Consider the following 23,743-nt stretch of genomic DNA (forward strand, 5'->3'; position numbering starts at 1 on the left):
GCAATGAACGCACCCTTTGAAACCGGCCAGGACAGCACCTTTCTGGCGGAGACCCACGACGTATTCAATCAGCCCCCCGCGCTGGAGAACTACAACCTCTTCCGCGAGGACCAGGCTCTGCGCGAGGCGGTCAAGCGCGAGGGCGCCGAATGGGCCACGAACGAACTGGACGTGTACGGCGCGATCACCGGGCGTGCGGATGTGATCGACCTGGGCTTCCGGGCCAACGAGAACAAACCCGAGCTGCTTACCCACGACCGCTACGGGCATCGCATTGATGAGGTACGGTTCCATCCGGCCTACCACGAAGTCATGACCATGGCCCTGGAAGGCGGACTGCAGAGCGCCCCCTGGACCGACCCCAGGGCCGGCGCCCATGTTGCAAGGGCGGCGCGTTACTACATGCACTCACAGGTCGAGGCGGCCCACTGCTGCCCGGTGACCATGACCTTTGCCTGCGTGCCCGCCCTGCGCAAGCAGCCGGACCTGGCCGAATACTGGCTTCCCAAGATCCTCAACCGCCACTATGATCCGCGCAATGTGCCGGACACGGAGAAACAGGCGGTCACCATCGGCATGGCCATGACCGAAAAACAGGGCGGTTCGGACGTCCGCGCCAACACCACCCGCGCCTACCCGGTAGCAGAAGAAGGACCCGGCAAGGCCTATGAGCTGGTCGGGCACAAGTGGTTCGTTTCCGCGCCAATGTGCGACGCCTTTCTGGTACTGGCGCAATCCTCCGGCGGACTGAGCTGCTTCCTGCTGCCACGCTGGCGCCCGGACGGGACCAAGAACCCGATGCAGCTCACGCGCCTGAAAAGCAAGATGGGTAATGTGGCCAATGCCTCCAGCGAAACCGAATTACGCGGCGCCCTCGCCTGGATGGTCGGCGATGAGGGGCGCGGCGTTGCCACCATCATCGAGATGGTCGCCATGACCCGTTTTGACTGCATGATCGGCTCCTCCGCCGGCATGCGCCAGGCTGCGGCCCAGGCACTGCACCACTGTGCCCATCGGAGCGCCTTCGGTGGCCGCCTCAGCGAGCAGCCCCTGATGCAGAACGTCCTGGCCGACCTGACCCTGGAGAGCGAAGGCGCCGTGGCGCTGACCATGCGCATGGCAAGGGCGCTCGACCACCAGGACGAGGAGAACGAACGTCATCTTGCGCGGCTGGTGACCGCCGTGGGCAAGTACTGGATCTGCAAACGCACGCCCCAGCACGCGTACGAGGCCATGGAGTGCATCGGTGGCAGTGGTGTGATGGAAGACTGCATCATGCCAAGGCTGCTGCGCGAGTCCCCGGTCAACGCCATCTGGGAAGGCAGCGGCAACGTGCAGTGCCTGGACGTACTCCGGGCAATGAAAAAGGAGCCGGGCGTACTCGACAGCTTCTTCCGGGAAGTGAACCTGGCGCAGGGCATGAACGGCCACTTCGACGCCTTTGCCAGCGCGCTTGAGGACGAATTCCGGAATACGGACAATCTGGAATACCGGGCCCGCAACCTCACCGACCGCATGGCGCTCGCCATCCAGGCCTCCCTGCTGTTGCGCGGCGACAACCAGGCCGTGGCCCAGGGTTTCTGCGCGGGGCGCCTGCAGCAGCGGGACCACTTCCAGTTTGGCAACCTGCCGGATGACGTCGACTGTGCCGCCATCATCGAGCGCGCGACCCCCAGCATGGAGGACTGATGGAGCACCCCCATGTGGCCGCCATGACCCTGCGCTTCCAGGTCTATGGCTGTGAAACCGTACGGGACAAGAAGCGTGTCTTTGCAGCCATGCGACGGGTCTGGGGGAAGGAACCGGATCTGGCCGTGGCCGAGATCGCCGATCAGGACGATCCGGGACTGGCCACCTGGAGCGTGGTCACCACCGGCCCGGATCCCCAGTTGCTCCAGCATCGCCTTCAGGAAGTGGAGAAGGCGATCCTGGCGCGCATTGATGCCCCGATTCTCGACACACAGGTCGAAATCGACTGAATAAAAAGCAGTGCACCGCTCCTACTCGGTGCTTTCTTCGACACTGTCGCCTGCTTCCTCAGCGGTTTCGCCCGCCTGTTCCATGGTATTTTCCTGGGTGCCGGTCATGTCCTCGGTGGTTTCTTCGGCGCTGTCCGCAGCATCCTCGCCGGTCTCCTCCATAGAGGAGTCATCACCGCAGCCGGCCAGGCCCAGCGTTGCAACGAGCATAAGACCAATAATCCATTCGCGCTTCATCATTTGCGTTTCCTTGTGCATTGAAGTGTACGCCGGAGTTTTACATTCTTTTACATACTGCGGCAATAACCTTTGAATTACCTCTGATTCAGAATTATCAGCCTATTAGCGGACAGCCCGTGAGGGAGCGGCGCCGAAGACTGGTCTATGGTGGCCTCAGGCCTTATACTGGACTGCTTGAGGGAGAATCAGACAGGTTGGAAGGGACATAATGGCGAGCAATGGTTGCCAGAATCACCTCTGAAATCCGGACACCCCGCATGAAGATTTCTTCAGCATTGGCGGAGCCGTTTCAGAGCCATCCATTCCGGAGTAATAGCAGTCTATGGGCGGCCACAGCAAAACCGCAAAAGCCAATCTGGATGCCATGTACCGGATCTTCACGGTACCCGAGGCGCCCGATTCCACCCTGAGCCAGGTTGACCAGTACATCTCGGGCAACCTGACCGGCTTTCTGCAGGATCACATCGTCGCCCTGGAGCGCGAAATGGGGGAAATGGAGAAGGACTTCTCCAACCCCCAGGTCCCCGAAAAGCCCATCTTTGTCTCGGAGCAGGTGCAATTCCTGCTGGACAAACTGGTGGCCCAATCCGTCCATACCGCCTCCCCCAGTTTCATCGGGCACATGACATCGGCGCTGCCCTATTTCATGCTGCCGCTGTCCAAGATCATGATCGCGCTGAACCAGAACCTGGTGAAAACGGAAACCTCCAAGGCCTTCACGCCACTGGAGCGCCAGGTCCTGGGCATGCTGCATCACCTGATCTACCGCTTCGAGGATGCCTGGTACCGCCAGTGGATGCACGATCCCCACCAGGCCCTGGGCACCATGTGCTCAGGCGGCACCGTGGCCAACCTGACCGCCCTCTGGGTCGCCCGCAACCAGGCTTTTCCCGCCGAAGGCGGCTTCCGGGGCGTGCATCAGGAGGGGCTGTTCCGGGCGTTGCGCTTCTACGGTTACGAGGGGGCGGCCATACTGGTATCCGAGCGGGGCCACTACTCCCTGCGCAAGGCCGCGGATATCCTCGGACTGGGCCGGGACTTCCTGATCCCGGTGGCCACGGACGCGGACAACCGGATTGATCCGGATGCCCTGCGCGATCGCTGCCTTGAACTCCAGCAACAGAAGATCCGGGTGCTGTCGATCGTGGGCATTGCCGGCACCACTGAGACGGGCCACGTGGATCCACTGGAGACCCTGGCGGATATTGCCCGTGAATTCGGTGCCCATTTCCACGTGGACGCCGCCTGGGGCGGTCCGACGCTGTTCTCGAGGACCCATCAGCATCGACTCAAAGGCATTGATCAGGCGGATTCCGTCACCATCGACGCCCACAAACAGCTCTATACGCCCCAGGGCGCCGGCATGGTGCTGTTCCGCAATCCATCAGTGGTCAGTTCCATTGAGCTTCATGCCCAGTACGTGATCCGCAAGGGTTCCAAGGACCTGGGCAGCACAACCCTGGAAGGCTCGAGGCCGGGCATGGCCATGCTGATCCATTCCGGGTTGCGGATAATCGGGCGGGAAGGCTATGAAATACTGATCGACCAGGGCATTGAAAAAGCCGAGACCTTTGCCGAGATGATCCGCAGGCATGCGGACTTTGAGCTGATTACGGCGCCGGAACTCAACATCCTGACCTACCGCTACTGCCCGGCCCGGGTGCGTGAAGCACTGACCCATGCCAGCGTCGAGGATGCGGAACGCATCAACGCCAGCCTCAACCGCATCACCCGGTTCATTCAGAAAACCCAGCGCGAGCGCGGCAAGTCTTTCGTCTCCCGGACCCAACTGGAACCCGCGCATTACAACCACTATCCGTGCGTCGTATTCCGCGTTGTCCTTGCCAACCCGCTGACCACCCGGGAGATCCTGTCAGATATCCTTGCGGAGCAGGCCGCCATTGGCAGTGAGGATTCAATCGCGGGGGAGAAACGGGCACTGGAAGCCTCGGTGGCAGGGGTACTGGAGACCCTCAGCGCCTGATACTCAGTAAAGGGCTTCCTCGTCCTCAAGAACATCCTCGATCAGGTCCAGGAATATCTCATCGGCGTCACTGTGCTCTTCGGGGATGCGCACGATGGTTTGCGCACTGATTTCCCGAGCCATGGCCTCCCGGGCGCCCTGCTTGTGGCGGTATTCGCGTGCTATTTCCATGCAGCGAGCCGCCGTCGTGGGTTCACTCAGGACTTTTCGGATGAATCCCTTGAGTTCATCAATCACCTTCTGCTGACGACTTTCGGTGGCCGTGCTCATCCCCGTCTCCTGCGCCTGTACGCCGATGGATTCCTGTATACACCAAGGCCAGTATAGCAGCCGCCACGCTACACAAGCATGCCCCGAAGGGTGAAATAAAGCATGCCCGCCATCAGTCCCGACGCCGGCACGGTAATCACCCAGGCCGCCACAATCTTCAGAAGAATGCGACGCTTGACCATCTCTTCCTGATAGATCTTTTTCAGCCGCTTACGTTCCTTTTTCTTCAGCTTGACCTCGGTCTGATTCTTTTTCGCCTGACGGATCATGGCCTCCATTTCCTCCACGGAAGCCTGCTGGAAATCATCCAGGAAAGCCTGCAGTTGCTCCCGGTCATTCCCCTTGTGATGCTCCAGAATGCTGTGCAGGCGGCTGGCGTAATTATGCTTCAGGAATTCGCGCAGGAAACCAACCCCGAACACGGCGCCCAGCGCGATATGAGTGGAACTCACCGGGAGGCCAAGCTGGGAGGCAATGATCACGGTAATGGCCGCAGCCAGGGCAACGCAGAAGGCGCGCGTCTTGTCGAGTTCGGTAATCTCAGTGCCCACGGTACGGATAAGACGAGGACCGAACAGCGCCAGCCCAACGGCAAGCCCCAGGGCGCCGATCGCCATAACCCATAAGGGGATGGGTGCCTCGCCAGCAACCGTCCCCGATTGTACGGCCTCATTGATGGCGGCCACCGGACCGATGGCGTTGGCCACGTCGTTCGCCCCATGCGCAAAGCTCAGCAGGGCAGCGGCAAAGATCAGCGGAATAGTGAAAAGCCCGTTAACCCCCTCGGTGGAGTTCGCCATGGTCGCGGCCTGCTGGACAATACGGCCGCGCACCACCGCAAACACCAGGGCAGCGACCACCAGACCGACGGCACTGGCCTGGAGGAAGCTTGCATCCCAGAGCTCCGGCAGCGCCTTGATCACCAGGTAGGTCGCGAAGGCCCAGGCCATAACGGCAATCATCCAGGGCACAACCCGTCTTGCCGCCATCACGCGGTCCTGTTTATAGAGCACCAGGATCTTGAGCACGAACAGAAACGCAGCGGCGATAAGCCCACCGAGTGCCGGGGAAATGACCCAGGAGGCCACAATCCGTGCCATCACATCCCAGTTGGCAATGGCCAGTCCTCCGGCGGCCAGCCCCGCCCCCAGAACACCGCCGACAATCGAATGCGTCGTGGACACGGGCGCCCCGACCACGGTCGCGAGATTGAGCCAGAGAGCCCCGGCCAGCACCGCCGCGGTCATCAGCCAGATGAAATTGCGGGGATCCGCCACCATCTCCGGATTGATGATCCCGCCCTTGATGGTGCTGATCACCTCCCCGCCGGCAATCAATGCACCCGCCGCTTCGAAAATCGCGGCAATGATAACGGCACCGGTCATCGTCAGGGCGCCGGAGCCAACCGAGGGCCCGACATTATTGGCGACATCGTTGGCCCCGATATTCATTGCCATATAGCCGCCGAAAAGCGCGGCCACCAACAACAGGGGCGCACCCGGGACAGATAGGCCGCCGTAATGCATAAAGGCCCAGATCAGCAGCAGGAAAAGCCCTGCGACACCTATACGAAACAGTCGAGCCGCTGGGGCATCAGAGGAAAGGTCGGCAACGGAGCTCATAACACAGCCTCAAGCTTCATCGAATGGCTCGCGGCACTATAATCGACTCTGTAACAAAAATGAAATCCTGACAACGGAACCTGCTCGTCACCCACCTCGTCCAGTTTCTGGTTACAATACCCGCATCTCTCTGAGCAACGACCACCTTTAATCGAGTGCGCGACAATCCCCATGCAGAAGCCCGGAGAACATACTGCAACAGACGGCATACTGCCTGATTCTGTTGAACAGGAAAGCCGGCGCGTGAGCCGGTTCGTAACCTGGCTGGAATCAACCGGTGTGCTCGTGCTGATCGTGATCGGCCTCTGGGCGGTCCAGAGCGGCGATATGGGCTATGGCCAGGTGCTCTTTCTGTTTGCGGGCCTGCTTGCGGCCAATGAGGGCGCCTTTCAGCTGAGCCGCAAGGCCATTTCCCACCGCAACGGGCTGGTTGTCATCGTACTGCTGCTGTACGGATTCCTCGTCAGTACCGGGGGTCAAAGCAATACTGGCCCCCTCTGGTTCTACGTGATACTGCCCATGACGTTTTTCATCACCGGCCTGCGTGCGGGCGCCTTCCTGGTTGGCGGCGGCATCCTTTACAGCATTCTCGTGTTCCGCTTTCCGGAACTCCCCTGGGTCACCACCCAGTATCACCCGGACTTCCAGCTTCGTTTTGTTGCCAGTGTGCTCTTTGTTAGCGCCTTTTCCGGAATCCTGGATCATCAGCGCCGAAAGGCCCGAAAGGAACTGTTCAACGCGGCACGAAGACACGAGTACGCGGCCAAAACGGATGAGATGACGGGGCTTCCCAACCGCCGTGCCATGCTCGCAGAGCTGAACCGGGAATGGTCCCGTTACCACCGGGCAGGACACCTGTTTTCGATCGTGCTTATGGATCTCGATTATTTCAAGATCATCAACGATCACTACGGCCATGATGCGGGCGACCACGTCCTGGAATCGTTCTCGGCGTTGCTGAAATCGGCATGCCGTGAAAGTGATCTCCCGGCACGATGGGGTGGCGAGGAGTTCCTGATCCTGCTTCCGGACACCTCACGACTGGACGCATTATCACTGACGGAACGGATCCGCCAGGCAACGGAGCAGAAACCCATCATTTATGAGGGGCAGCGGATTCCACTGACGCTCAGTGCGGGCGTCAGTTCCATAACCCAGGCGACAGGCCTCGAGGATCTGCTCAAGCAGGTGGACAAGAACCTCTACCTTTCCAAGGAGCATGGCCGCAACCGCATCACTCCCGGAGTCAAGCAGGATGAAGGCGCAACACAGGCTCGCTAAAGCACCGGCGCTCGTCTAAGGTTTATCATAATAAATGTGGAATACAGGTGATTTTGTGCGGATTGTAGTCGCCACCAGAGCCCTCGTCACTCTGGCACTGATATTGGCTACATGTCTGCCCGGTCCCGCCCTGGCAGACAGCTCTCCCCGTGTTCCGGAAATCCGCTACAAGGCAGTGCCCGCAGAAGCGACTCCGACCCCGCGCAGCCTGCTGGAATCGGGCAACTGGCAACGCGCTTCCTCAAGCCCCAACATGGGCTATGACAGCCGGGCCTACTGGTTCCGTTTTTCCCTGCAAGCACCGGAATCAGGCCGCGTCGAGCGGATTACGCGTATCGGTTACCCCCAGCTTGACGACATACGTTTCCTGCTGTTCCGCAATGGCGAGCTTGAAACATCGTTTCACACCGGAGACCGCAAGCCCTTCGCGGAACGCCCCATACAACACGCCCAGTTCCTCTTCCCCACATCCCTTGAAGCAGGCAATGACTACGAGGTCCTGATCCGGGTGGAAACCAACGGAGCAGTCCAGTTGCCGCTACAGGTCTGGGAGCCCAACGCGCTGTTCACCCATCTCTCGCTTCAGGATCAGGCGCATGCCCTGTACTACGGCATCCTGGTGGTCGTCATTCTGTTCAACCTGTTTATTTTCCTTGCTTTGAGGGAAAAAACCTATCTCTACTACACCCTGGCAATCACCAGCTACCTGTTACTGATGGCCACTCTCAGGGGCACCGCCTTCGCGGTTCTCTGGCCAGGACTGCCGTGGCTGCACAATCAGATGATGCTCGCCACCATTCCGGCGGCCATCCTGTTCTCGGCACTCTTTGTCAGGGCCTTTCTCAGACTGGACCGCAATAACCCCTCGCTGGACATGCTCGCAAAGGGAGCCATCTTCATCGGCTTCCTGGCGCTGCTGGGCGCCTTCGTGTTGGATTACAGTCTCTCCACGCGATTCTCGGTTGTGCTCGCGGTACCGGCCTTCCTGCTTCTGCTCAGCATTGGCCCCATTGAATGGGCACGCGGCAACCGCGCCGCCAAGTTCTACACCCTCGCCTGGGCCGCGCTCAGCATCGGCAGCACACTGGCCGCCCTCAACAAACTGGGATTAATGCCCAACCACTTTGTGACCGAGTACGGCATCGAGATTGGTTCCGCCCTCGAGGCCATGCTCCTGACCATGGCCCTGGCGGAGCGCCTTTACCGCGAACGGCACGAACGCGTTCTCGCCCAGGATGCCCGCCTGCGGGAACACGCGGACCGACGGGAGGCCGAGCTGCGCCTCATCGACCAGGCATTGCACCATCCGGTCACCGGCCTGCCCAACCGCACTTCCTTTGAGATGCTCGTTAATGACGCCGTCCACAATCGCGCCATCGCGCAATACGCCGTCCTGGTTATCCAGCTGAGCAACCATCACGCCATTCAGAAAACCCTGGGCCATGCGAATTCGGAAAGCCTGATGGAGCATTTTGCCCACTGCATCGAAAAGCATGCGCACAGCCTGCCTGGAATTCGCCCTGTCGAGCAGAGCGAACGCGGCCAGCATGTAGTGGCCTCACTTGAAAGCGCCAGCTTCGCCCTGCTTCTGGACGCAACCCGCGTCCGCGAAGAGCCGGAAGCCGTCTACCAGTTTATTGAAACCCTGCGTGAGCCCTTCGAATTCCTGGGAATGCAGCTCCCGCTGAGCCCCCTGGGCGGTGTGGCCATGTTTCCGGAACACGGCGAGGACGCCAGCAGCCTCATCCGCAGGGCCTTTATCGCCCAGGAATCGGAGGAAGCCCAGCGCCGCCACCTGGCCTTCTACCAATCGCACCGCGACCCTTACAGCAAGGAGCGACTGACCCTTGCTTCCGAACTGCGTACGGCACTGGACTCGGGTGAGATGGGGCTGGTCTTCCAACCCAAATACAGCCTGTCCGAACATCAGGTTACTGGCCTGGAAGCGCTGATCCGCTGGCCCGGTCGTAGCGACCCGCCCGATCCGGAGACCCTGATCAACCTGGCCGAGGAAACCGGACTGATCCAGCCGTTGACGCGCTGGGTAATCCGGGAGGCGCTCGCCTGCCAGTCACGCCTGGTCGCTGATGGCTTCCCTCTGAACATTGCCGTCAACATCTCAGCAAATAACCTCAGGGAGCCGGACTTTCCATCGTTTGTCCGGAAAATGACGCAGGGGAACCATCCCGGCCTGACCCTTGAGCTGACGGAGACAGCGATGATGACGGATCCCACAAGTGCCATGGAGGCACTCCGGGAACTGGAGGACGCCGGGATCCCCATCGCGATCGATGACTTCGGCTCCGGCTACTCGTCACTGTCGTATATCAAGAGACTACCGGCTCGGGAAATCAAGATCGACAAGGCACTGATCACTGACATTACCCACCATGGTGACGACCAGCTGATCGTGAAAGCGACGATCGACATGGCACACAACCTCGGGTATCAGGTCATTGCGGAGGGTGTGGAGGACGAGGCCACCCTGGACTGGCTCAGGAGCCTCAATTGCGACGCTATTCAGGGTTACCTCCTGTCGCATCCCATGACGCTTGAGGATCTGGTCCCATGGCTGAACCACGGAATCCAGCTCCCCGGCAGCAATAACCTACACGCCTGAGCGTCGCGACATCAGGCACGCCCGCGTTGACGGATCAAGGCTTCCTGAGCCACGGAGGCCACCAGCTTGCCATCGCGACTGAAAACCGTGCCACGGTTCATGCCGCGCCCGGAGGCGCCGCTGGGGCTGTCCATGTCATAGAGAAGCCAGTCATCCATCCGCAGGGAACGATGGAACCAGATCGCATGATCCAGGCTGGCGACCTGCATGCCGGGGGTTGAAAAGCCGAGACCATGGGGCTGCATAGAGGTGGTAAGCAGGCCGAAATCCGAAGCGTAGGCCAGCATGGCCCGATGCAGGACAGGATCGTCCGGCAATTCCCCCCTGGCACGGAACCAGCTCTGGCGATGGGGTGGCCGCACTTCAGGCTTGAGCGGATCAACGGGATTGACCGGACGGATCTCAATGGCCCGTTCCTTCATCATCTGCTCGCGACGCTCTTCCGGGATCAGCGGGGCAATGTTCTCGCGCAGTGTCTGCTCCGAATTCAGGGTCTCCGGGTCCGGCGCGCCGGGAAAGTCCAGCTGGTGTTCAAAGCCGGACTCCTCGATCTGGAAGGAAACCATGGCGGTGAGAATCTCGCGCTCGTCCTGACGCGCAATCACGCGGCGTACGGTAAAGGTGCCGCCGTCACGTACGCGCTGGACTTCGTAGTCAATGCCCCGGCGTGCATTACCCGGACGCAGGAAATAGGCATGCATGGAGTGGGCAAGCCGGGATTCCACGGTGCGGCTGGCGGACATCAGAGCCTGGCCCAGGACCTGCCCCCCGAATACGTTCGGAAAACCCAGGTCATCACTCTCCGCAGCGAAATGATCATCGCCCAGCGGCGCAACATCCAGAAGCGCTACGAGTTTTCGCGTTACATCATCCATGCCGGCTCCAGTCAGAATCTCGGGGGATACTTTCTACCCTACCTATTTCCATTTCTCAAGCCGGCCTCGCAGCCCATCTCTCTGCTCACGCCGGGAGGATCGCCGGAACCTCTTTCGAGAGCGATTGCTTCTCGGATGCATAGTCGCCGGTAACGGCAAATCCCAGCAGCTGCGAATCCGGGCCGCGGAAAAGCGCCCTCACGCTGTTGCCGTCACGGGATACGTCCCAGTTGCCATCCGAATTGGCGGGGGGCGGGCATACCGCCACGGGACAGGCCGGGGTTTTTACCGTCACAGGCATACTGCCGTAATGCACCGGCGTGGGCGTTCCCGACAGGGTCCTGGCCAGAGCCCGTGCCGCCGCCATCAGAGGCATCACATAGGGCAGAACATGGCCACAGACCTCGGCACAGTCCCCCAGAGCGTAAATACCGGGGTGACTGGTTTCCAGCGTCTGATTAACACAGATGCCGCGGTTCGTTTCCAGCCCCGCCTCGCTGGCAAGTCCGGTCCGTGGCTGCAGCCCAACCGCAGCGACGCCCAGGTCAGCTTCCAGAACATCACCATCATCAAGGCCAAGCCGCACGCCCTCACCGGCATGCTCCACGGTCGTGACCGCCCGGTTAAGGTGAAAACGCACGCCGGCTTCTTCGAGCCCCCGGCGAACGGCCTCCGAGGCTTCCTCCGGGAGCAGTCCCGGGAGCACGGTGTCGGTCGGCGCGACAACATCCACCTCAAACCCGCCGTTGATGAGGTCATTGGCGAACTCGCAACCAATCAGGCCCGCGCCGACCACGGCCACGCGCCTGGCGCTGCCCAGCCTCTGCCGATACCGGCCATAGTCAGTCAGGTCATTCACCTGGTAAAGCGCGTCCATCCCATCACCACCAAACGGGATGCGAATGGGATCAGCACCCCAGGCCAGAACCAGACGATCATAGGGTACGGCGCCCTGATCGGTCTGCACCTGGCCGGCGGCGGTGTCCAGGGCCTCCACCCGTGTATGGGTCAGGATGCGTGCGTTGAGGTTCTCTTCCATCGCCGCGACGTCAGCCTGCGCCAGCTCATCCGCCGACTTCCCCTTGGCCAGGCCATTGGAGAGCATGGGCTTGGAATAACTGCGGCCGTCATCCGCAGTGATCAGTACCAGGGGCGTATCCGTGTCCAGCTTGCGAAACTCCCGGGCCAGTGTGTAGCCGGAGAGTCCCGTACCAACGATCACAATGGCATTGGCAGGGGTGTCCGTCATGGGCTTCCCTCAGTCGATTTCCACCATTTCAAAGTCTTCCTTGCCTACACCACAATCCGGGCAGGTCCAGTCCTCGGGCACGTCCTCCCAGCGGGTGCCCGGTTCTATACCGTCTTCAGGCCAGCCTTCGGCCTCATCATAGATAAAGCCACAGACGACGCATTGCCACTTTTTCAAGGCATTTCTCCTTACTGCTTCAAACGTATCGAGCGCATTCTAACCAAATCCTACGGTAACTTCACAGCTGACGATCACCCCAGGGACGTCATCTCGGCATGGGACAAGCGCCCACCTCTGACGTTATACTCTGCCCCCTTTTTTCAAGAACCACCCTGACTCAAGACAGGACCAGCCCATGGCCAACACTGTTTCCGAAATGAACCGGACCCTGGAGCAGGCTGACTGCCTCTATAGCCGGGCCGACGTTGACGCGGCACTGGACCGGATTGCCAGCGATCTTGGCGCCGCGGTGGCGACAGCCAACCCTGTCATTCTGTGCATCATGAACGGCGGGCTGGTCATTGCGGGCCAGTTGCTTCCACGGCTGACATTCCCCCTGCAGCTGGACTATGCCCATGTCTCCCGGTATCGGGAGACAACCACGGGCGGCGCCCTCGAGTGGGTGGTGCGGCCACAGTCCGATCTTACCGGCCGGACCGTGGTCGTAGTCGACGACATACTGGACGAGGGCACCACGCTCGCGGCGCTGGTTGAGGCCTGTAAGGCGGAAGGTGCCGAGCGTGTTCTGACCCTGGCGCTGATCCATAAGCACCATGACCGCAAGAGCCACCCCGGGTTCCGTGCGGATTTCACGGGCCTTGAAACCGAGGACCGCTATCTCTTCGGGTACGGCATGGACTATAAGGGATACTGGCGCAACGCCCCGGGCATCTACGCCGTCAAGGGACTGTGATCCCATGTTCTCCGGCTTCCGACCTCTGCCCTGTTACCGGATCAGCCACCCGGAACGCCGAGTGGTGCGCCACCCTGGCTCGCTGACCCGTCTGCTGCGGGGGTTCAGCCGGGAGCGGTTTAATGTTGAGGTTCTGGCGGAAGGTATCACGCGCCCGCAGGCGTCCGAGGCACTCGCCCTGGGCATGCCCCCCAGGCAGCTCGCATGGATCCGGGAAGTTCATCTCTGCGGCGATGGCTGCCCCTGGGTGAGAGCCCGCACCGTGATCCCCGTCCAATCCCTCAGGGGACCTGCGCTGGCCCTCAAGCAGCTTGGAAACCGCCCGCTTGGCACTGCGCTCTTCGGAGCCCGGCCCTGGCAACGCAGGGACTTCCAGTGCGGCACCATCACAGCCCCCAATCGCCAGAGGGCAATGCTGGCGAGGCGGTCGCGTTTCCGTCGAGGGCCCTGTACGCTCCTGGTGACGGAATGCTTCCTGCCGCAATTGTGGCAGGATACCCGAACGCTTCCCATGCGGTCTCACCCCATTCATAGTGACCGCATCCGGCCTCTATAATCGGAGAACCGCAACGGACCAGCACCATGAGGATGACCGTGCCACCCTTGAAAGCCCGTTTTCGTGACCGCCTTCCCGACTTTATACAGCTGATGCGGATCAACCGCCCCATCGGCACACTGCTGCTGCTCTGGCCAACGCTCTGGGCGCTCTGGCTGGCCGCCGACGGAGTTCCCTCCTGGACGAATCTCATCGTCTTCACGGCCGGCGTGTTCATCATGCGGGCAGCGGGCTGTGTCATTAACGACTTTGCGGACCGGGAACTGGATGGTCACGTAAAGAGAACGCGGGAACGCCCCCTGGCCACGGGGCGAATCGCGCCCCATGAAGCCCTTATCCTGTTCGCGGGCCTGTGCCTTATTGCCTTCCTGATGGTGGTGCTATTCACCAATGCCCTGACGCTCTGGCTGTCCTTTGGCGGCGTGGCCTTGGCCTTCACCTACCCCTTCATGAAGCGCTACACCAACCTGCCCCAGATCGTGCTGGGCGCTGCGTTCTCCTGGGCAATCCCCATGGCGTGGGCCGCGGAAACCGGCAGTGTCGCGCAGCTCGCCTGGCTGCTCTACATCGCCAACCTCGTCTGGACCGTGGCCTACGACACCCTCTACGCCATGGTGGACCGCGACGACGACCTGAAAATCGGCATCAAGTCCACGGCAGTGCTCTTTGGTGACAATGACCGTGCGGCCGTGGGCATGCTCCAGGGCACGACGATCCTCGTTCTCGCTTTGGCAGGGGACCAGGCGGAACTCGGCACGCTCTACTACCTGGGGGTTACGGCCATGGCCGGCTTTTTTGTCTACCAGCAGTATCTGATCCGTGAGCGTGACCGCGATGCGTGCTTCCACGCCTTCCTGAACAACAATTACGCGGGTCTGGCGGTATTCATTGGACTGGCACTGGATCTTGCGCTGTCATAAAGCTGTCACAATAAGAGGCTGTAATGGAGCCGTCATAAAACAGACAGAGACAGATCACAGTCATGAGTGAAAAAACCGTCCTGATCGTGGATGACGAAGCCTCCATCCGGGAAATGATCGCCATCGCGCTGGAAATGGCCGGCTACCACTATGTGGAGGCCGCCGATGCGAAAACCGCACACGGGCTGATTGTTGACCAGCGCCCCGACCTGATCATCCTGGACTGGATGCTGCCCGGCACCTCGGGTATCGATCTGGCACGTCGGCTCAAACGTGACGATGGCACCAACGAGATCCCCATCATCATGCTCACCGCCAAGACTGAAGAAGATAACCGGATTCAGGGCCTGGAGGCGGGCGCCGACGACTACATCACCAAGCCGTTTTCACCACGGGAGATGGTGGCACGCCTGAAGGCCGTTCTCCGGCGCACGACCCCCGCCGGAACCGACACGCCGGTCGAGATTGGTGGCATTCACCTGGACCCGGTGGGCCACTGGGTGACAGTCGATGGCAAAAACGTCAATATAGGCCCGACCGAATACCGCCTGCTCCAGTTCTTCATGACGCACCCGGAGCGGGTCTATACCCGGGAACAGCTTCTGGATCAGGTCTGGGGTGGCGGTGTTTACGTGGAGGAACGCACCGTGGACGTCCATATCCGGCGGTTACGTAAAGCACTCGGCGACGTCCATGGGCCCCTTGTGCAAACGGTCAGGGGGGCAGGCTACCGCTTCTCCACGCGCAAAACCTGAGACCGGAGTACCATGCGCCACGCCCTGACCCGTCACCTGAGACGACTGCTGCTACTGCTCGCGGCCGCAACCGGGATTGGCTGGCTGGTGGGCTATACGCTGGTCGCCCTCCTCATTGCCATAGCCTTCTACCTGGGCTCGACACTGGTGCAGCTCGCTCGACTCCACCACTGGCTGACCAGCAGTGGCGCGGGCGTCGACCCCCCGGAAAGCACGGGGCTCTGGGGGGAAGTCTTTGACGATATCTATCGACTCCAGAAACGCCACTTCAGCGCCCGTGACCGGCTTCAGACCATGGTCAACCGCATCCGCGAGTCCACCAATTCGCTGCGCGACGGCGTGGTCATGACGGATGCCGAAGGTGCCATGGAATGGTGGAATCACGCCGCCGAATACCTCTGCGGATTTCGCACCGGCAAGGACCGTGGCGAGTACATCTATAACCTGATCCGGGACCCGGAATTCCGGGGCTACTTTGACGCCAAGGACTATTCCGAACCCCTGGAGATTGCCTCGCCAGCCCGCCCCCAGCTCAGACTCCAGATCCAGATCAACCTGTTCGGGGAGGACGATCGGCTGATCACCATCAAGGACGTCACCCGGATCCACCAGCTGGAGAAAATGCGGCGGGACTTTGTCAGCAACGTCTCCCATGAGATGCGCACCCCGCTGACCGTCATCAGCGGCTACCTGGAGACGCTTTCGGAGCAGACGGAGAGCATTCCTCCCGGCTGGCAGCGCCCCCTGGCGACCATGCAGCACCAGGCCAATCGCATGGAAGCGCTCATTACGGACCTCTTGCTGCTATCAAGGCTTGAGACCAGCGAGCGCCGCACGGGCGATGCCGTCTGCTACCCGGAGCCCTTACTCAGGCAGATTCAACAGGACGCCATCGCGCTCAGCGGTGACCAACAGCACCGGATCACCCTGAGCATTGATGATTCGCACGCCATCCAGGGAGACGAGAACCAGTTGCGCAGTGCTTTCTCCAACCTGGTATTCAATGCCGTGAAGTACACGCCTGCCGGCGGCACGGTACAGATCCGTTATGGTGTTGATGACGACGCCATCCGTTTCAGCGTCACGGATAACGGGTCGGGCATTGATCCGGAACACATTCCGCGCCTTACGGAACGCTTCTATCGCGCCGATCCGAGCCGAAGCAAGGAGACGGGCGGCACGGGTCTGGGGTTGGCCATCGTCAAGCACATCCTCTACAACCACGATGGCCATCTGTCCATCGACAGCACACCCGGGCAAGGCAGCACCTTTACCTGCAGTGTTCCCATCGAGCGCATTATCCGTGAGGGTGCGTAAGCCATTCGTCATGATGCGTGTAAGCATTCTCTTACACTGATGTAGGAAATAGCCGTTTTGTGACGTCAGAAAGGCGCAACAAATTCACCACTTAATTTCCATGTCTCTGTTTTTGTTGTGTTTTAATAATCCGGGTCAGAATATTTCGGATAAACTCTTCTATTGACCCCCACACAGCGGGTGGTTTGCTGTTATTGTTTCTCCTGTCAGCGGACGACAGGGAAAGGACGCTACACGGACGGTTTCCTCAAAGGAATTGAGGGGAAGCAGGGAATAAAAGGAAGTAAGGCTTAAGGGAAGCCTAACTACGGAGCTGGCTCGGACGCCGGCACCAGGGATGGGTTCAAGGGAATCACGCCGGGATGGGGTAGTTTTGGCAGGGAGCCACCGCTTTCATCGGAAAGCATTTTCGCCTGTTGGAAGGAATGGCTTCGGCCATTCCTTTTTTTATGTCTGGGTGTTTTGTTTTTGGTGCAAGGTAGGACGATCTGGGGCGGGGACGTCTTCCCGGGAATCGCTGTAAATACGTCCATGTACGCTGCGCTTCCGCCATCCATGGCTCCAGAGCTTCCCGGGAAGACGTCCCCGCCCCAGATCGCCCTACCCCAGATTCAGTAGCCAGCCGCGTGATAGAGGCGGACTCGGTTGAACTCTTCGAACTCCTGAAGATCCGGCCAGGTTCTGGCTTCCCGCGTTGTGAGCAGGTGGTAGTCGTCGTTGCCGAGATTTGACAGGCGGGAGTCCGCCATCAGAACCGATGGGGCTCGGGTCTGGAAATCGGTGAGCATGGGGCGGTTTTCGGGGTCGTAGAGGACGTCCGCCGCGAGCAGGACATCCGGGGGTTCGCCTTCGCGCCAGTCGCTGACCGGTTTTACTTCAACGCCGTTTCGGGCGGCGTTGGTGACGGTTGCGAGCAGGGCTGTTGGGTCGAGGTCGGAGGCGAGGACTTCGCGGGCGCCGGCCATGGCGGCGGCGATGGCGACGACGCCGGAGCCGGCGCCGAAATCCAGTACTCGGCGGTCGCGGACCCATTCGGGGTTTTCCAGCAGCCATGCAGCCATGACCTGGCCGCTGGCCCAGCAGAAGGACCAGTAGGCGGGTTCGTCGACCACGGCCTGGGCTTCGTCGTAATTCAGGGGGTGTTGCAGGCAGTCGGGGTCGAACAGGCAGAGTTCGATATCCGGGCAGCCACGGGGGCGGGTCCAGGTGGTCCTGCCCCGGCTCAGGGTCTGCTGCAGTCGGGTATCGAGTTCGTGTTGTTTCATGGTGGCGCTATCCTAGCCCGGGCCACGGGTAGCGTAAAGCGGATAATGATGCGTTAAACTGGGCGCTTGCCGTAAAAGCCAAGAGTGTCACGTGAGCGAAGAACTTCCTGAAACCGATGCCATCAAAGCGCTTCTTCTCGAGGACGCGCCCCTTCTGGACGTCCGCGCGCCGGGGGAATTCTGCGAGGGCGCTGCGCCCTGTGCCAGCAACATCCCCCTGATGAATGACCGCGAGCGCCACAAGGTCGGCCTGTGCTACAGCGAATCCGGCCAGGAGGCGGCGATTGAGCTGGGGCATCAGCTGGTCAGTGGCGAGACCAAAGCGGAGCGGGTTGAGGGATGGCTGAGTTTCGTGAAACGCCATCCCGGAGCACGACTCTATTGTTCCCGGGGCGGGCTGCGTTCAAGGATCGCCCAGCAGTGGCTGCACGAGGCGGGCGCCACCGTTCCCAGGGTGACCGGTGGCTACAAGGCCATTCGACGCTTCCTGCTGGATGACCTGGAAGCCCGGTGTCCGGATCTGCCACTCATTGTTGTCAGCGGGCGCACGGGCACCGGCAAGACCCGGCTGCTCCATGAACTGCCCAATCCCGTCGATCTGGAAGGCCTGGCTGCACATCGCGGCTCCAGTTTCGGTCGCATGCTCAAGCCGCAGCCCAGTCAGGTGGATTTCGAGAACGCACTTTCCGTGGCGCTGATGAAAGCGGGCCAACCATCCGGGACGCCTATCTATGTGGAGGATGAAAGCCACCTGATCGGCAGGCGGGTACTGCCAACAGCCCTGCAGCAGCGGATGGCATCGGCACCGCTGATGATCCTGGAGCAGCCCATTGAAACGCGTGTCGAATTCATCCTCGAGGATTACGTCATCGAGATGAGCCGGGCCTATATGGACCGGGATGGTGCCGAGGCAGGCTTTGCGGTTTTCCGCGAGTTCCTCCTGGGATCGCTGTCGCGGATCCGCAAGCGGCTGGGCGGACTCCGACACCAGCAGCTGGAAGGCGTCATGACCGAGGCTCTTGATGCCCAGGAAAGCAGTGGGGATCTGGACGGGCATCGTGAGTGGATCAGGACTCTTCTCAATGACTACTATGATCCCATGTATGACTACCAGCTGAGTCGCAAGCAGGGCGCCATTGCGGCCAGGGGCTCCTATGAGGAACTACTGAACTGGTCCCGTCAGACGGACGTATCCCCCGCGACCACCTAACGACAAAAAGGAACAACGAATGCAAGACCTGATCCCGGAGAGCGACCAGATCACGGACCTCGTCACCATGGCGAGTGGCATGCTCATGAGCTACCTGCCGCAGCTGCTTCTGGCCATTATTACCCTAGTGGTCGGCCTCTGGCTGATCAACCGCTTCGTGAACACCCTCGACAAGAAGCTCACAGCCAAGGACCCGACACTCGGGCGCTTTGTCACAGGCCTGACCTCCATCCTGCTCAAGGTCGTCCTGCTGATTTCCGTGGCTTCCATGGTAGGAATCGCGACCACCTCCTTCATTGCCGTCCTTGGTGCCGCCGGCCTGGCCGTTGGCCTGGCGTTACAGGGTAGCCTCGGCAACTTTGCGGGTGGCGTGCTGATCCTGATCTTCAAGCCGTTCAAGGTGGGGCACATTATCGAGGCCCAGGGTTACCTGGGAACCGTCAAGGAAATCCAGATCCTCTATACCCTGGTGGATACCTTCGATAACCGTCTGGTCGTCATTCCCAACGGCTCACTGTCCAATGACAGCCTGACCAACTACAGCGCCTACAGCGACCGTCGCGTGGATCTGAGCATCGGTATCAGCTACAGCGATGATATCCAGAAAGCCAGAGAGGTGACCCAGGCCACCCTGGCGAAGGACGACCGCGTCTACCAGGACCCGGCCCCCATGATCGTGGTCGGCGACCTGGGCGACAGCTCAGTGGATCTCAAGATCCGGATCTGGGCCCATGCCGACAATCTCTGGCCGGTTTACTGGGACATGCTGGAGAAAATCAAGGTCGCGTTTGATGAAAACGGCATCACCATCCCCTTCCCGCAGCGGGATATCCACCATTATCAGAACGATGGCTAACATGTACAAAAGTTAACCATTTTTTCTGACACCTCCGGGCATGCTGGACTAGTCTGACAAACAGGAGCCCGCAAACCGCATGTTCGGCCTGGAGGTGTCAGCCATGCCAGTACGCACTCTGAAAGAGTTTCTTGACGACCATGATGTGGCCTACCGCTGCATCATCCATCCCCCCGGTTTTACCGCCCAGTCACTCGCCCATCACTGCCAGGTCCCCGGCGACCAGGTGGCGAAGACCGTGATTATTGAACTGGATGGTCGTATGGCGATGCTGGTGATGCCCGCCAGTTTCCGGATCCGCTGGGACCGGATGATCGACGTACTGGATACGGACTTTGTGGAGCTGGCCGACGAGGAAGACTTCAAGGACAGTTTCCCGGACTGCGAGGTGGGCGCCATGCCCCCCTTTGGCAACCTGTTCAATATGCCGGTCTATTGCAGTGAAACCCTGACCCAGCAGCCCGAGATCACCTTTGCCGCTGGCAGCCACACGGAAGCCATGCAGATCGCCGTGGCCGACTACCTGCGGTTGGTGCATCCCGTGGAAATCAGCCAGGGCTTCATACGGCCGGGAACACGCAAACCCGCCTGGCTCTCGCGCAAGGCTGGCCGCGCCCAAAAGGCGGGCTGAGCGCCCCTGTCATCGCAAACCACTCTGGCGTAGACTGGCGCTGACGCCTGTTCAGCACGGAAACGCCCATGAGTGACCATCCATTCGACATTGCCATTGTGGGCGCCGGCATGGTCGGCGCCTCCCTGGCGCTGGCCTGCGCCAAAGCGGGCTGGCGTGTCGCTGTCATCGAACCAGCCGCTCCGGCTGAACCTGATCCAGACAGTGAACCCGAACTGCGGGTTTCCGCCCTGAGCGCCGGCAGCGAAGCCTGGCTTAACAGAATCGGTGTCTGGGAGAGCATGGCGAAGTACCGCATGGCCCCCTTCCGGAGCCTGTCCGTTTGGGAAGCGCCTTCAGGCCCGCTGCGGGTACTGCCCGGCGGCCGCCGGCTGGCCCACGGCGCCCGCACCACCTTTGAGGCACAACGACTGGAGCGCTCCCACCTGGGCCATATCGTGGAGAACGGCATTACCCGTTATGCACTCTGGCAGCACCTGGCCACGCATGACAGGGTTCAACTGTTCTGCCCTTCGTCACTGAAACACCTCCAGCAGGGCAGTGAATCAGTAACCCTGACACTGGACAGCGGCGATACGATTGTCGCCAGCCTGGTGGTGGGCGCCGACGGCGCAACCTCGGTAACCCGTAAACTGGCCGGCATTGGCACAACGCGGAACCAGTACCGCCAGCAGGCCATGGTCATCAATGTGCGCCATGAACCACCGCAGCAGAGCATAACCTGGCAGATGTTCACCCCCGATGGCCCTCGCGCCTACCTGCCCCTGCCCGATGCCGCGGGCAGCAGCTGGGGGTCGCTGGTCTGGTACGACCAGCCGGAGAACCTGGATGAACTCATGGCACTGGACGAGCAGGGCCTGATGGCGGCCATACGCCGGGCCTTTCCCCTGGAGCTGCCGGACATCGACGCGGCGCCCGCGCGCGGGCGCTTCCCGATTGCCCGGGAACACGCCCACCAGTATTACCGGGATCGTGTCGTACTCATTGGCGATGCCGCCCACACCATCAACCCGTTGGCGGGCCAGGGCGTGAACCTGGGATTCCAGGACGCTGCCTGTCTTGGCAGCTTGCTTGGAGGCGGCGCTCCCGGGGCCGACCCTGGCAACCCGGAGCTTCTGGCGCAGTACGAAAGCGCGCGGCGGCCCAGGAATCAGTTGATGATGGACGCCATGGACCTGTTCTACCGCTTCTTCAGCAACAACCAGCCACCGCTGCACCTGATGCGCAATCTGGGGCTGGGACTGGCGGGCAACCTGCCTTTTGCACGGGATCAGGTGGCGCGTTACGCCATGGGCATTGACGAAACCCTGCCCGCGCCTGTGGAATCACTGTTAAACCGACTGGCCTGAGATCAACGAGGAACTTCCATGTCCGAAACCATCTTTGACCGCATCATCAAGCGCGAAATTCCCGCCGATATTGTCTACGAGGACGATCAATGCCTGGCCTTCCGGGACATCAACCCCCAGGCCCCGGTTCACATCCTCGTCATACCCCTGAAGAACATTGCAACTGTCAATGATCTGACCGCGGCGGACGAACAGACCGTGGGCCACCTCTACACGGTAGCGGCCCGGATTGCGAAAGAGGAAGGTATTGCGGAGGACGGCTACCGGACGGTGATGAACTGCAATGACCACGGCGGCCAGTCCGTGTACCACATCCACCTTCACCTGATCGGCGGCAAGGCACTTGGCTGGCCACCCTATCCGTCAAGCTGAGCCATCACCGTGTTGCGGGGGTCAGTCGCTCCCCGCATCCAACTGCTTTTCGGTTTCCGCGAGCGGCCGGTGCCGAACATCCATGCCACGGACCATGTAGATGACATGCTCGGCAAGATTGTCCGCGTGGTCGCCCACCCGCTCCAGTGCCCTCAGAGTCCACATCTGATTCAGGCAACTGCCGATGCTGCGGGGATCCTCCATCATGTGGGTGACCAGGGCCCGGGCCGCGCTCTTGTACTCCTCGTCCACCGACTCGTCTTCCTTCATGACGGTAAGTGCGGCGTCCGCATCAAAGCGGGCAAAGGCATCCAGCGCATCACGAACCATCGCGCGCACGTGCTGTGAGATGTTGCGGACCTCCACATAACGGCGGCCGCTGTGGTCCTCCATATCGTCCGCCATCTCGATTGCCAGACGCGCAATCTTCTTCGCTTCATCGCCAATGCGCTCAAGGTCCGCGACCATCTTCACGACGGACATAACCAGACGCAGATCGCTCGCCGCCGGCTGACGCAGCGCAATCACCTGGATCGCTTCCTCGTCGATCCGTATCTCCATCTCATCAACGTCCCGGTCCCGGTCACGGACCTGCTGGGCCTGGTCACCGTTGGCATGGATCAATGCCTCCACGGCTTCACCAATCTGCTTCTCGACCAGGCCGCCCATCTCCAGAAGCTGGTTCTTGAGCTCGCTCAGTTCCTCATTGAACTTCTGCGAGATGTGACGGGAATAGGTCTCTTTCGCCATTTCCATGATGCTTACCCCTTAGCCCGAAGGCCCGGTATTGAAATCGTTTATTGCGCATGATCCGGGAACTGAACCCGCGTTCAAGGTACCCAAAACCATTATAGCCCGAAACCCCTGGTGTCCAGCCAAAGGATTACGGTCCGATCAGCATCGCAAACCTCTGCAATCTGACTATACTGGCCCAAAAGAAATAACCGAAGCCCGGAGGCTTCCGATGAAACCACACCACGACAAACCCCAACCTCGCGGTGAACTCACCCTGCAGCTTGTCACCATGGCCTCCAACGCCAACAATAACGGCGATATCTACGCAGGCTGGCTGGTCAACCAGATGGACCTGGCAGGCGCCACAGCAGCCGGCCGGATCGCGCGCGGCCGCACCGCCACGGTTGCCATCGAGGGTATGGAATTCCTTTCCCCCGTGCGCATCGGGGCAGAAGTCGCCTTTTACACACACCTCGAGGATATCGGCAGCAGCTCCATGAAAATCCGTGTGGAGGTCTGGACCCGCGACCAGACGGAACATCACGCGCGCAAGGTAACGGAGGCGCTCTTCGTCAACGTGGCGATCGATGAACATGGACGGATTCGACAGGTCCCACAGCCCGCTCAGAAACTGTAAACCAGGGATTAGCAGAGGGTATGGTTGTAACAGGGCTGTGGAAGAGCTTCCGCACGTGGGCGACGCTGTTCCATGCCTGGCGCACCACGAAAAAAGCTCCCCGGACA

The 23,743-nt window shown here is 60.7% G+C and carries 24 protein-coding genes; 16 read left to right on the forward strand and 8 right to left on the reverse strand.

All coding sequences use genetic code 11. The annotated features are described in order from the left end of the window. Positions 1–3 precede the first annotated feature (3 nt). Positions 4–1,689, forward strand: a complete 1,686-nt coding sequence (locus DES49_RS10340; RefSeq protein ID WP_133736330.1) for an isovaleryl-CoA dehydrogenase — start codon at positions 4–6, stop codon at positions 1,687–1,689. After that, entirely contained in the window at positions 1,689–1,979 is a 291-nt protein-coding gene (locus DES49_RS10345; RefSeq protein WP_133736331.1) for a DUF503 family protein, read from the forward strand. The genes DES49_RS10340 and DES49_RS10345 overlap by 1 nt, the downstream gene beginning before the upstream one ends. Positions 1,980–2,000: 21 nt before the next feature. On the opposite strand, the gene DES49_RS10350 is transcribed toward DES49_RS10345, so the two are convergent. Next, positions 2,001–2,219: a hypothetical protein gene (locus DES49_RS10350; RefSeq protein WP_243865015.1), complete on the reverse strand. Its 219-nt coding sequence runs from the start codon at positions 2,217–2,219 to the stop codon at positions 2,001–2,003. 322 nt (positions 2,220–2,541) lie between these two features. Between DES49_RS10350 and panP the strand changes: the two genes are divergently transcribed. Continuing rightward, positions 2,542–4,203, forward strand: a complete 1,662-nt coding sequence (gene panP, locus DES49_RS10355) for a pyridoxal-dependent aspartate 1-decarboxylase PanP (protein ID WP_133736332.1) — start codon at positions 2,542–2,544, stop codon at positions 4,201–4,203. A 3-nt stretch (positions 4,204–4,206) separates the two neighbouring features. On the opposite strand, the gene DES49_RS10360 is transcribed toward panP, so the two are convergent. Both DES49_RS10360 and DES49_RS10365 read right to left on the reverse strand, forming a co-directional pair. Further along, positions 4,207–4,473 carry a hypothetical protein gene (locus DES49_RS10360; RefSeq protein ID WP_133736333.1) on the reverse strand — a complete coding sequence of 89 codons (267 nt, stop codon included), beginning with the start codon at positions 4,471–4,473 and terminating at the stop codon, positions 4,207–4,209. A gap of 68 nt (positions 4,474–4,541) precedes the next feature. Next, entirely contained in the window at positions 4,542–6,095 is a 1,554-nt protein-coding gene (locus DES49_RS10365; RefSeq protein WP_133736334.1) for an inorganic phosphate transporter, read from the reverse strand. Positions 6,096–6,338: 243 nt separating this feature from the next. Here DES49_RS10365 and DES49_RS10370 point away from each other — a divergent pair, with 243 nt between their 5' ends. Then, positions 6,339–7,376 carry a GGDEF domain-containing protein gene (locus DES49_RS10370; protein ID WP_243865016.1) on the forward strand — a complete coding sequence of 346 codons (1,038 nt, stop codon included), beginning with the start codon at positions 6,339–6,341 and terminating at the stop codon, positions 7,374–7,376. Between the two features lie 34 nt (positions 7,377–7,410). Next, the gene (locus DES49_RS10375; protein ID WP_133736336.1) at positions 7,411–9,996 is read left to right on the forward strand and encodes an EAL domain-containing protein; all 2,586 of its coding nucleotides are present in this window, start codon (positions 7,411–7,413) and stop codon (positions 9,994–9,996) included. Between the two features lie 11 nt (positions 9,997–10,007). Here the strand turns inward: DES49_RS10375 and DES49_RS10380 are convergent, their stop codons facing one another. From DES49_RS10380 to DES49_RS10390, 3 genes are all read right to left on the reverse strand, one after another. After that, positions 10,008–10,871, reverse strand: coding sequence for an acyl-CoA thioesterase (locus tag DES49_RS10380; RefSeq protein ID WP_133736337.1), 864 nt, complete (start codon positions 10,869–10,871; stop codon positions 10,008–10,010). Between the two features lie 85 nt (positions 10,872–10,956). Then, complete coding sequence (locus DES49_RS10385; protein ID WP_133736338.1) at positions 10,957–12,120, reverse strand: FAD-dependent oxidoreductase; 1,164 nt, start codon at positions 12,118–12,120, stop codon at positions 10,957–10,959. Between the two features lie 9 nt (positions 12,121–12,129). After that, the gene (locus DES49_RS10390; RefSeq protein ID WP_077529675.1) at positions 12,130–12,297 is read right to left on the reverse strand and encodes a rubredoxin; all 168 of its coding nucleotides are present in this window, start codon (positions 12,295–12,297) and stop codon (positions 12,130–12,132) included. A 178-nt stretch (positions 12,298–12,475) separates the two neighbouring features. Here DES49_RS10390 and DES49_RS10395 point away from each other — a divergent pair, with 178 nt between their 5' ends. The 5 genes from DES49_RS10395 to phoR all read left to right on the forward strand — a co-directional run bounded on the left by DES49_RS10395 (position 12,476) and on the right by phoR (position 16,581). Continuing rightward, positions 12,476–13,033, forward strand: a complete 558-nt coding sequence (locus tag DES49_RS10395) for a hypoxanthine-guanine phosphoribosyltransferase (RefSeq protein ID WP_133736339.1) — start codon at positions 12,476–12,478, stop codon at positions 13,031–13,033. A 4-nt stretch (positions 13,034–13,037) separates the two neighbouring features. Next, positions 13,038–13,589, forward strand: a complete 552-nt coding sequence (locus DES49_RS10400) for a chorismate--pyruvate lyase family protein (RefSeq protein ID WP_133736340.1) — start codon at positions 13,038–13,040, stop codon at positions 13,587–13,589. A 32-nt stretch (positions 13,590–13,621) separates the two neighbouring features. Then, positions 13,622–14,509, forward strand: coding sequence for a 4-hydroxybenzoate octaprenyltransferase (gene ubiA, locus DES49_RS10405; protein WP_133736442.1), 888 nt, complete (start codon positions 13,622–13,624; stop codon positions 14,507–14,509). A gap of 62 nt (positions 14,510–14,571) precedes the next feature. Then, entirely contained in the window at positions 14,572–15,264 is a 693-nt protein-coding gene (gene phoB, locus DES49_RS10410) for a phosphate regulon transcriptional regulator PhoB (protein ID WP_133736341.1), read from the forward strand. Positions 15,265–15,276: 12 nt separating this feature from the next. Next, entirely contained in the window at positions 15,277–16,581 is a 1,305-nt protein-coding gene (phoR, locus tag DES49_RS10415) for a phosphate regulon sensor histidine kinase PhoR (protein WP_133736342.1), read from the forward strand. 611 nt (positions 16,582–17,192) lie between these two features. Here phoR and DES49_RS10420 read toward each other — a convergent pair. After that, complete coding sequence (locus DES49_RS10420; RefSeq protein WP_133736343.1) at positions 17,193–17,846, reverse strand: class I SAM-dependent methyltransferase; 654 nt, start codon at positions 17,844–17,846, stop codon at positions 17,193–17,195. Between the two features lie 91 nt (positions 17,847–17,937). Here DES49_RS10420 and mnmH point away from each other — a divergent pair, with 91 nt between their 5' ends. From mnmH to DES49_RS10445, 5 genes are all read left to right on the forward strand, one after another. Continuing rightward, positions 17,938–19,056 (forward strand): tRNA 2-selenouridine(34) synthase MnmH, encoded by a 1,119-nt coding sequence (mnmH, locus tag DES49_RS10425; protein ID WP_133736344.1) that lies wholly within the window; start codon positions 17,938–17,940, stop codon positions 19,054–19,056. 19 nt (positions 19,057–19,075) lie between these two features. Continuing rightward, positions 19,076–19,912 carry a mechanosensitive ion channel family protein gene (locus DES49_RS10430; RefSeq protein ID WP_133736345.1) on the forward strand — a complete coding sequence of 279 codons (837 nt, stop codon included), beginning with the start codon at positions 19,076–19,078 and terminating at the stop codon, positions 19,910–19,912. 103 nt (positions 19,913–20,015) lie between these two features. Next, positions 20,016–20,543: an aminoacyl-tRNA deacylase gene (locus DES49_RS10435; protein WP_133736346.1), complete on the forward strand. Its 528-nt coding sequence runs from the start codon at positions 20,016–20,018 to the stop codon at positions 20,541–20,543. A gap of 68 nt (positions 20,544–20,611) precedes the next feature. Further along, a complete protein-coding gene (locus DES49_RS10440; RefSeq protein WP_133736347.1) occupies positions 20,612–21,892 on the forward strand; it encodes an FAD-dependent oxidoreductase in 1,281 nt (426 codons plus the stop codon). 18 nt (positions 21,893–21,910) lie between these two features. Beyond that, positions 21,911–22,264 (forward strand): histidine triad nucleotide-binding protein, encoded by a 354-nt coding sequence (locus DES49_RS10445; RefSeq protein WP_133736348.1) that lies wholly within the window; start codon positions 21,911–21,913, stop codon positions 22,262–22,264. Between the two features lie 21 nt (positions 22,265–22,285). Here the strand turns inward: DES49_RS10445 and phoU are convergent, their stop codons facing one another. Beyond that, a complete protein-coding gene (gene phoU, locus DES49_RS10450; RefSeq protein ID WP_133736349.1) occupies positions 22,286–23,020 on the reverse strand; it encodes a phosphate signaling complex protein PhoU in 735 nt (244 codons plus the stop codon). 208 nt (positions 23,021–23,228) lie between these two features. On the opposite strand from phoU, the gene DES49_RS10455 reads away from it, so the two are divergent. Then, positions 23,229–23,636: an acyl-CoA thioesterase gene (locus DES49_RS10455; RefSeq protein WP_133736350.1), complete on the forward strand. Its 408-nt coding sequence runs from the start codon at positions 23,229–23,231 to the stop codon at positions 23,634–23,636. Positions 23,637–23,743: the final 107 nt, after the last annotated feature.

Origin of the sequence: Halospina denitrificans, assembly GCF_004364635.1 — a bacterium.
Taxonomy (GTDB): domain Bacteria; phylum Pseudomonadota; class Gammaproteobacteria; order Pseudomonadales; family Oleiphilaceae; genus Halospina; species Halospina denitrificans.

Excerpts from the sequence above, each read along its gene's own strand:
- phoB (WP_133736341.1), top strand. The coding sequence starts at position 14,572 with ATGAGTGAAAAAACCGTCCTGATCGTGGATGACGAAGCCTCCATCCGG.
- DES49_RS10445 (WP_133736348.1), top strand. The coding sequence starts at position 21,911 with ATGTCCGAAACCATCTTTGACCGCATCATCAAGCGCGAAATTCCCGCC.
- DES49_RS10345 (WP_133736331.1), top strand. The coding sequence starts at position 1,689 with ATGGAGCACCCCCATGTGGCCGCCATGACCCTGCGCTTCCAGGTCTAT.
- DES49_RS10440 (WP_133736347.1), top strand. The coding sequence starts at position 20,612 with ATGAGTGACCATCCATTCGACATTGCCATTGTGGGCGCCGGCATGGTC.
- panP (WP_133736332.1), top strand. The coding sequence starts at position 2,542 with ATGGGCGGCCACAGCAAAACCGCAAAAGCCAATCTGGATGCCATGTAC.
- DES49_RS10385 (WP_133736338.1), bottom strand. The coding sequence starts at position 12,120 with ATGACGGACACCCCTGCCAATGCCATTGTGATCGTTGGTACGGGACTC.
- ubiA (WP_133736442.1), top strand. The coding sequence starts at position 13,622 with ATGACCGTGCCACCCTTGAAAGCCCGTTTTCGTGACCGCCTTCCCGAC.
- DES49_RS10420 (WP_133736343.1), bottom strand. The coding sequence starts at position 17,846 with ATGAAACAACACGAACTCGATACCCGACTGCAGCAGACCCTGAGCCGG.
- DES49_RS10380 (WP_133736337.1), bottom strand. The coding sequence starts at position 10,871 with ATGGATGATGTAACGCGAAAACTCGTAGCGCTTCTGGATGTTGCGCCG.
- DES49_RS10375 (WP_133736336.1), top strand. The coding sequence starts at position 7,411 with ATGTGGAATACAGGTGATTTTGTGCGGATTGTAGTCGCCACCAGAGCC.
- DES49_RS10455 (WP_133736350.1), top strand. The coding sequence starts at position 23,229 with ATGAAACCACACCACGACAAACCCCAACCTCGCGGTGAACTCACCCTG.
- DES49_RS10365 (WP_133736334.1), bottom strand. The coding sequence starts at position 6,095 with ATGAGCTCCGTTGCCGACCTTTCCTCTGATGCCCCAGCGGCTCGACTG.
- DES49_RS10430 (WP_133736345.1), top strand. The coding sequence starts at position 19,076 with ATGCAAGACCTGATCCCGGAGAGCGACCAGATCACGGACCTCGTCACC.
- phoR (WP_133736342.1), top strand. The coding sequence starts at position 15,277 with ATGCGCCACGCCCTGACCCGTCACCTGAGACGACTGCTGCTACTGCTC.
- DES49_RS10350 (WP_243865015.1), bottom strand. The coding sequence starts at position 2,219 with ATGATGAAGCGCGAATGGATTATTGGTCTTATGCTCGTTGCAACGCTG.
- DES49_RS10400 (WP_133736340.1), top strand. The coding sequence starts at position 13,038 with ATGTTCTCCGGCTTCCGACCTCTGCCCTGTTACCGGATCAGCCACCCG.
- DES49_RS10340 (WP_133736330.1), top strand. The coding sequence starts at position 4 with ATGAACGCACCCTTTGAAACCGGCCAGGACAGCACCTTTCTGGCGGAG.
- DES49_RS10360 (WP_133736333.1), bottom strand. The coding sequence starts at position 4,473 with ATGAGCACGGCCACCGAAAGTCGTCAGCAGAAGGTGATTGATGAACTC.
- DES49_RS10435 (WP_133736346.1), top strand. The coding sequence starts at position 20,016 with ATGCCAGTACGCACTCTGAAAGAGTTTCTTGACGACCATGATGTGGCC.
- DES49_RS10395 (WP_133736339.1), top strand. The coding sequence starts at position 12,476 with ATGGCCAACACTGTTTCCGAAATGAACCGGACCCTGGAGCAGGCTGAC.
- phoU (WP_133736349.1), bottom strand. The coding sequence starts at position 23,020 with ATGGAAATGGCGAAAGAGACCTATTCCCGTCACATCTCGCAGAAGTTC.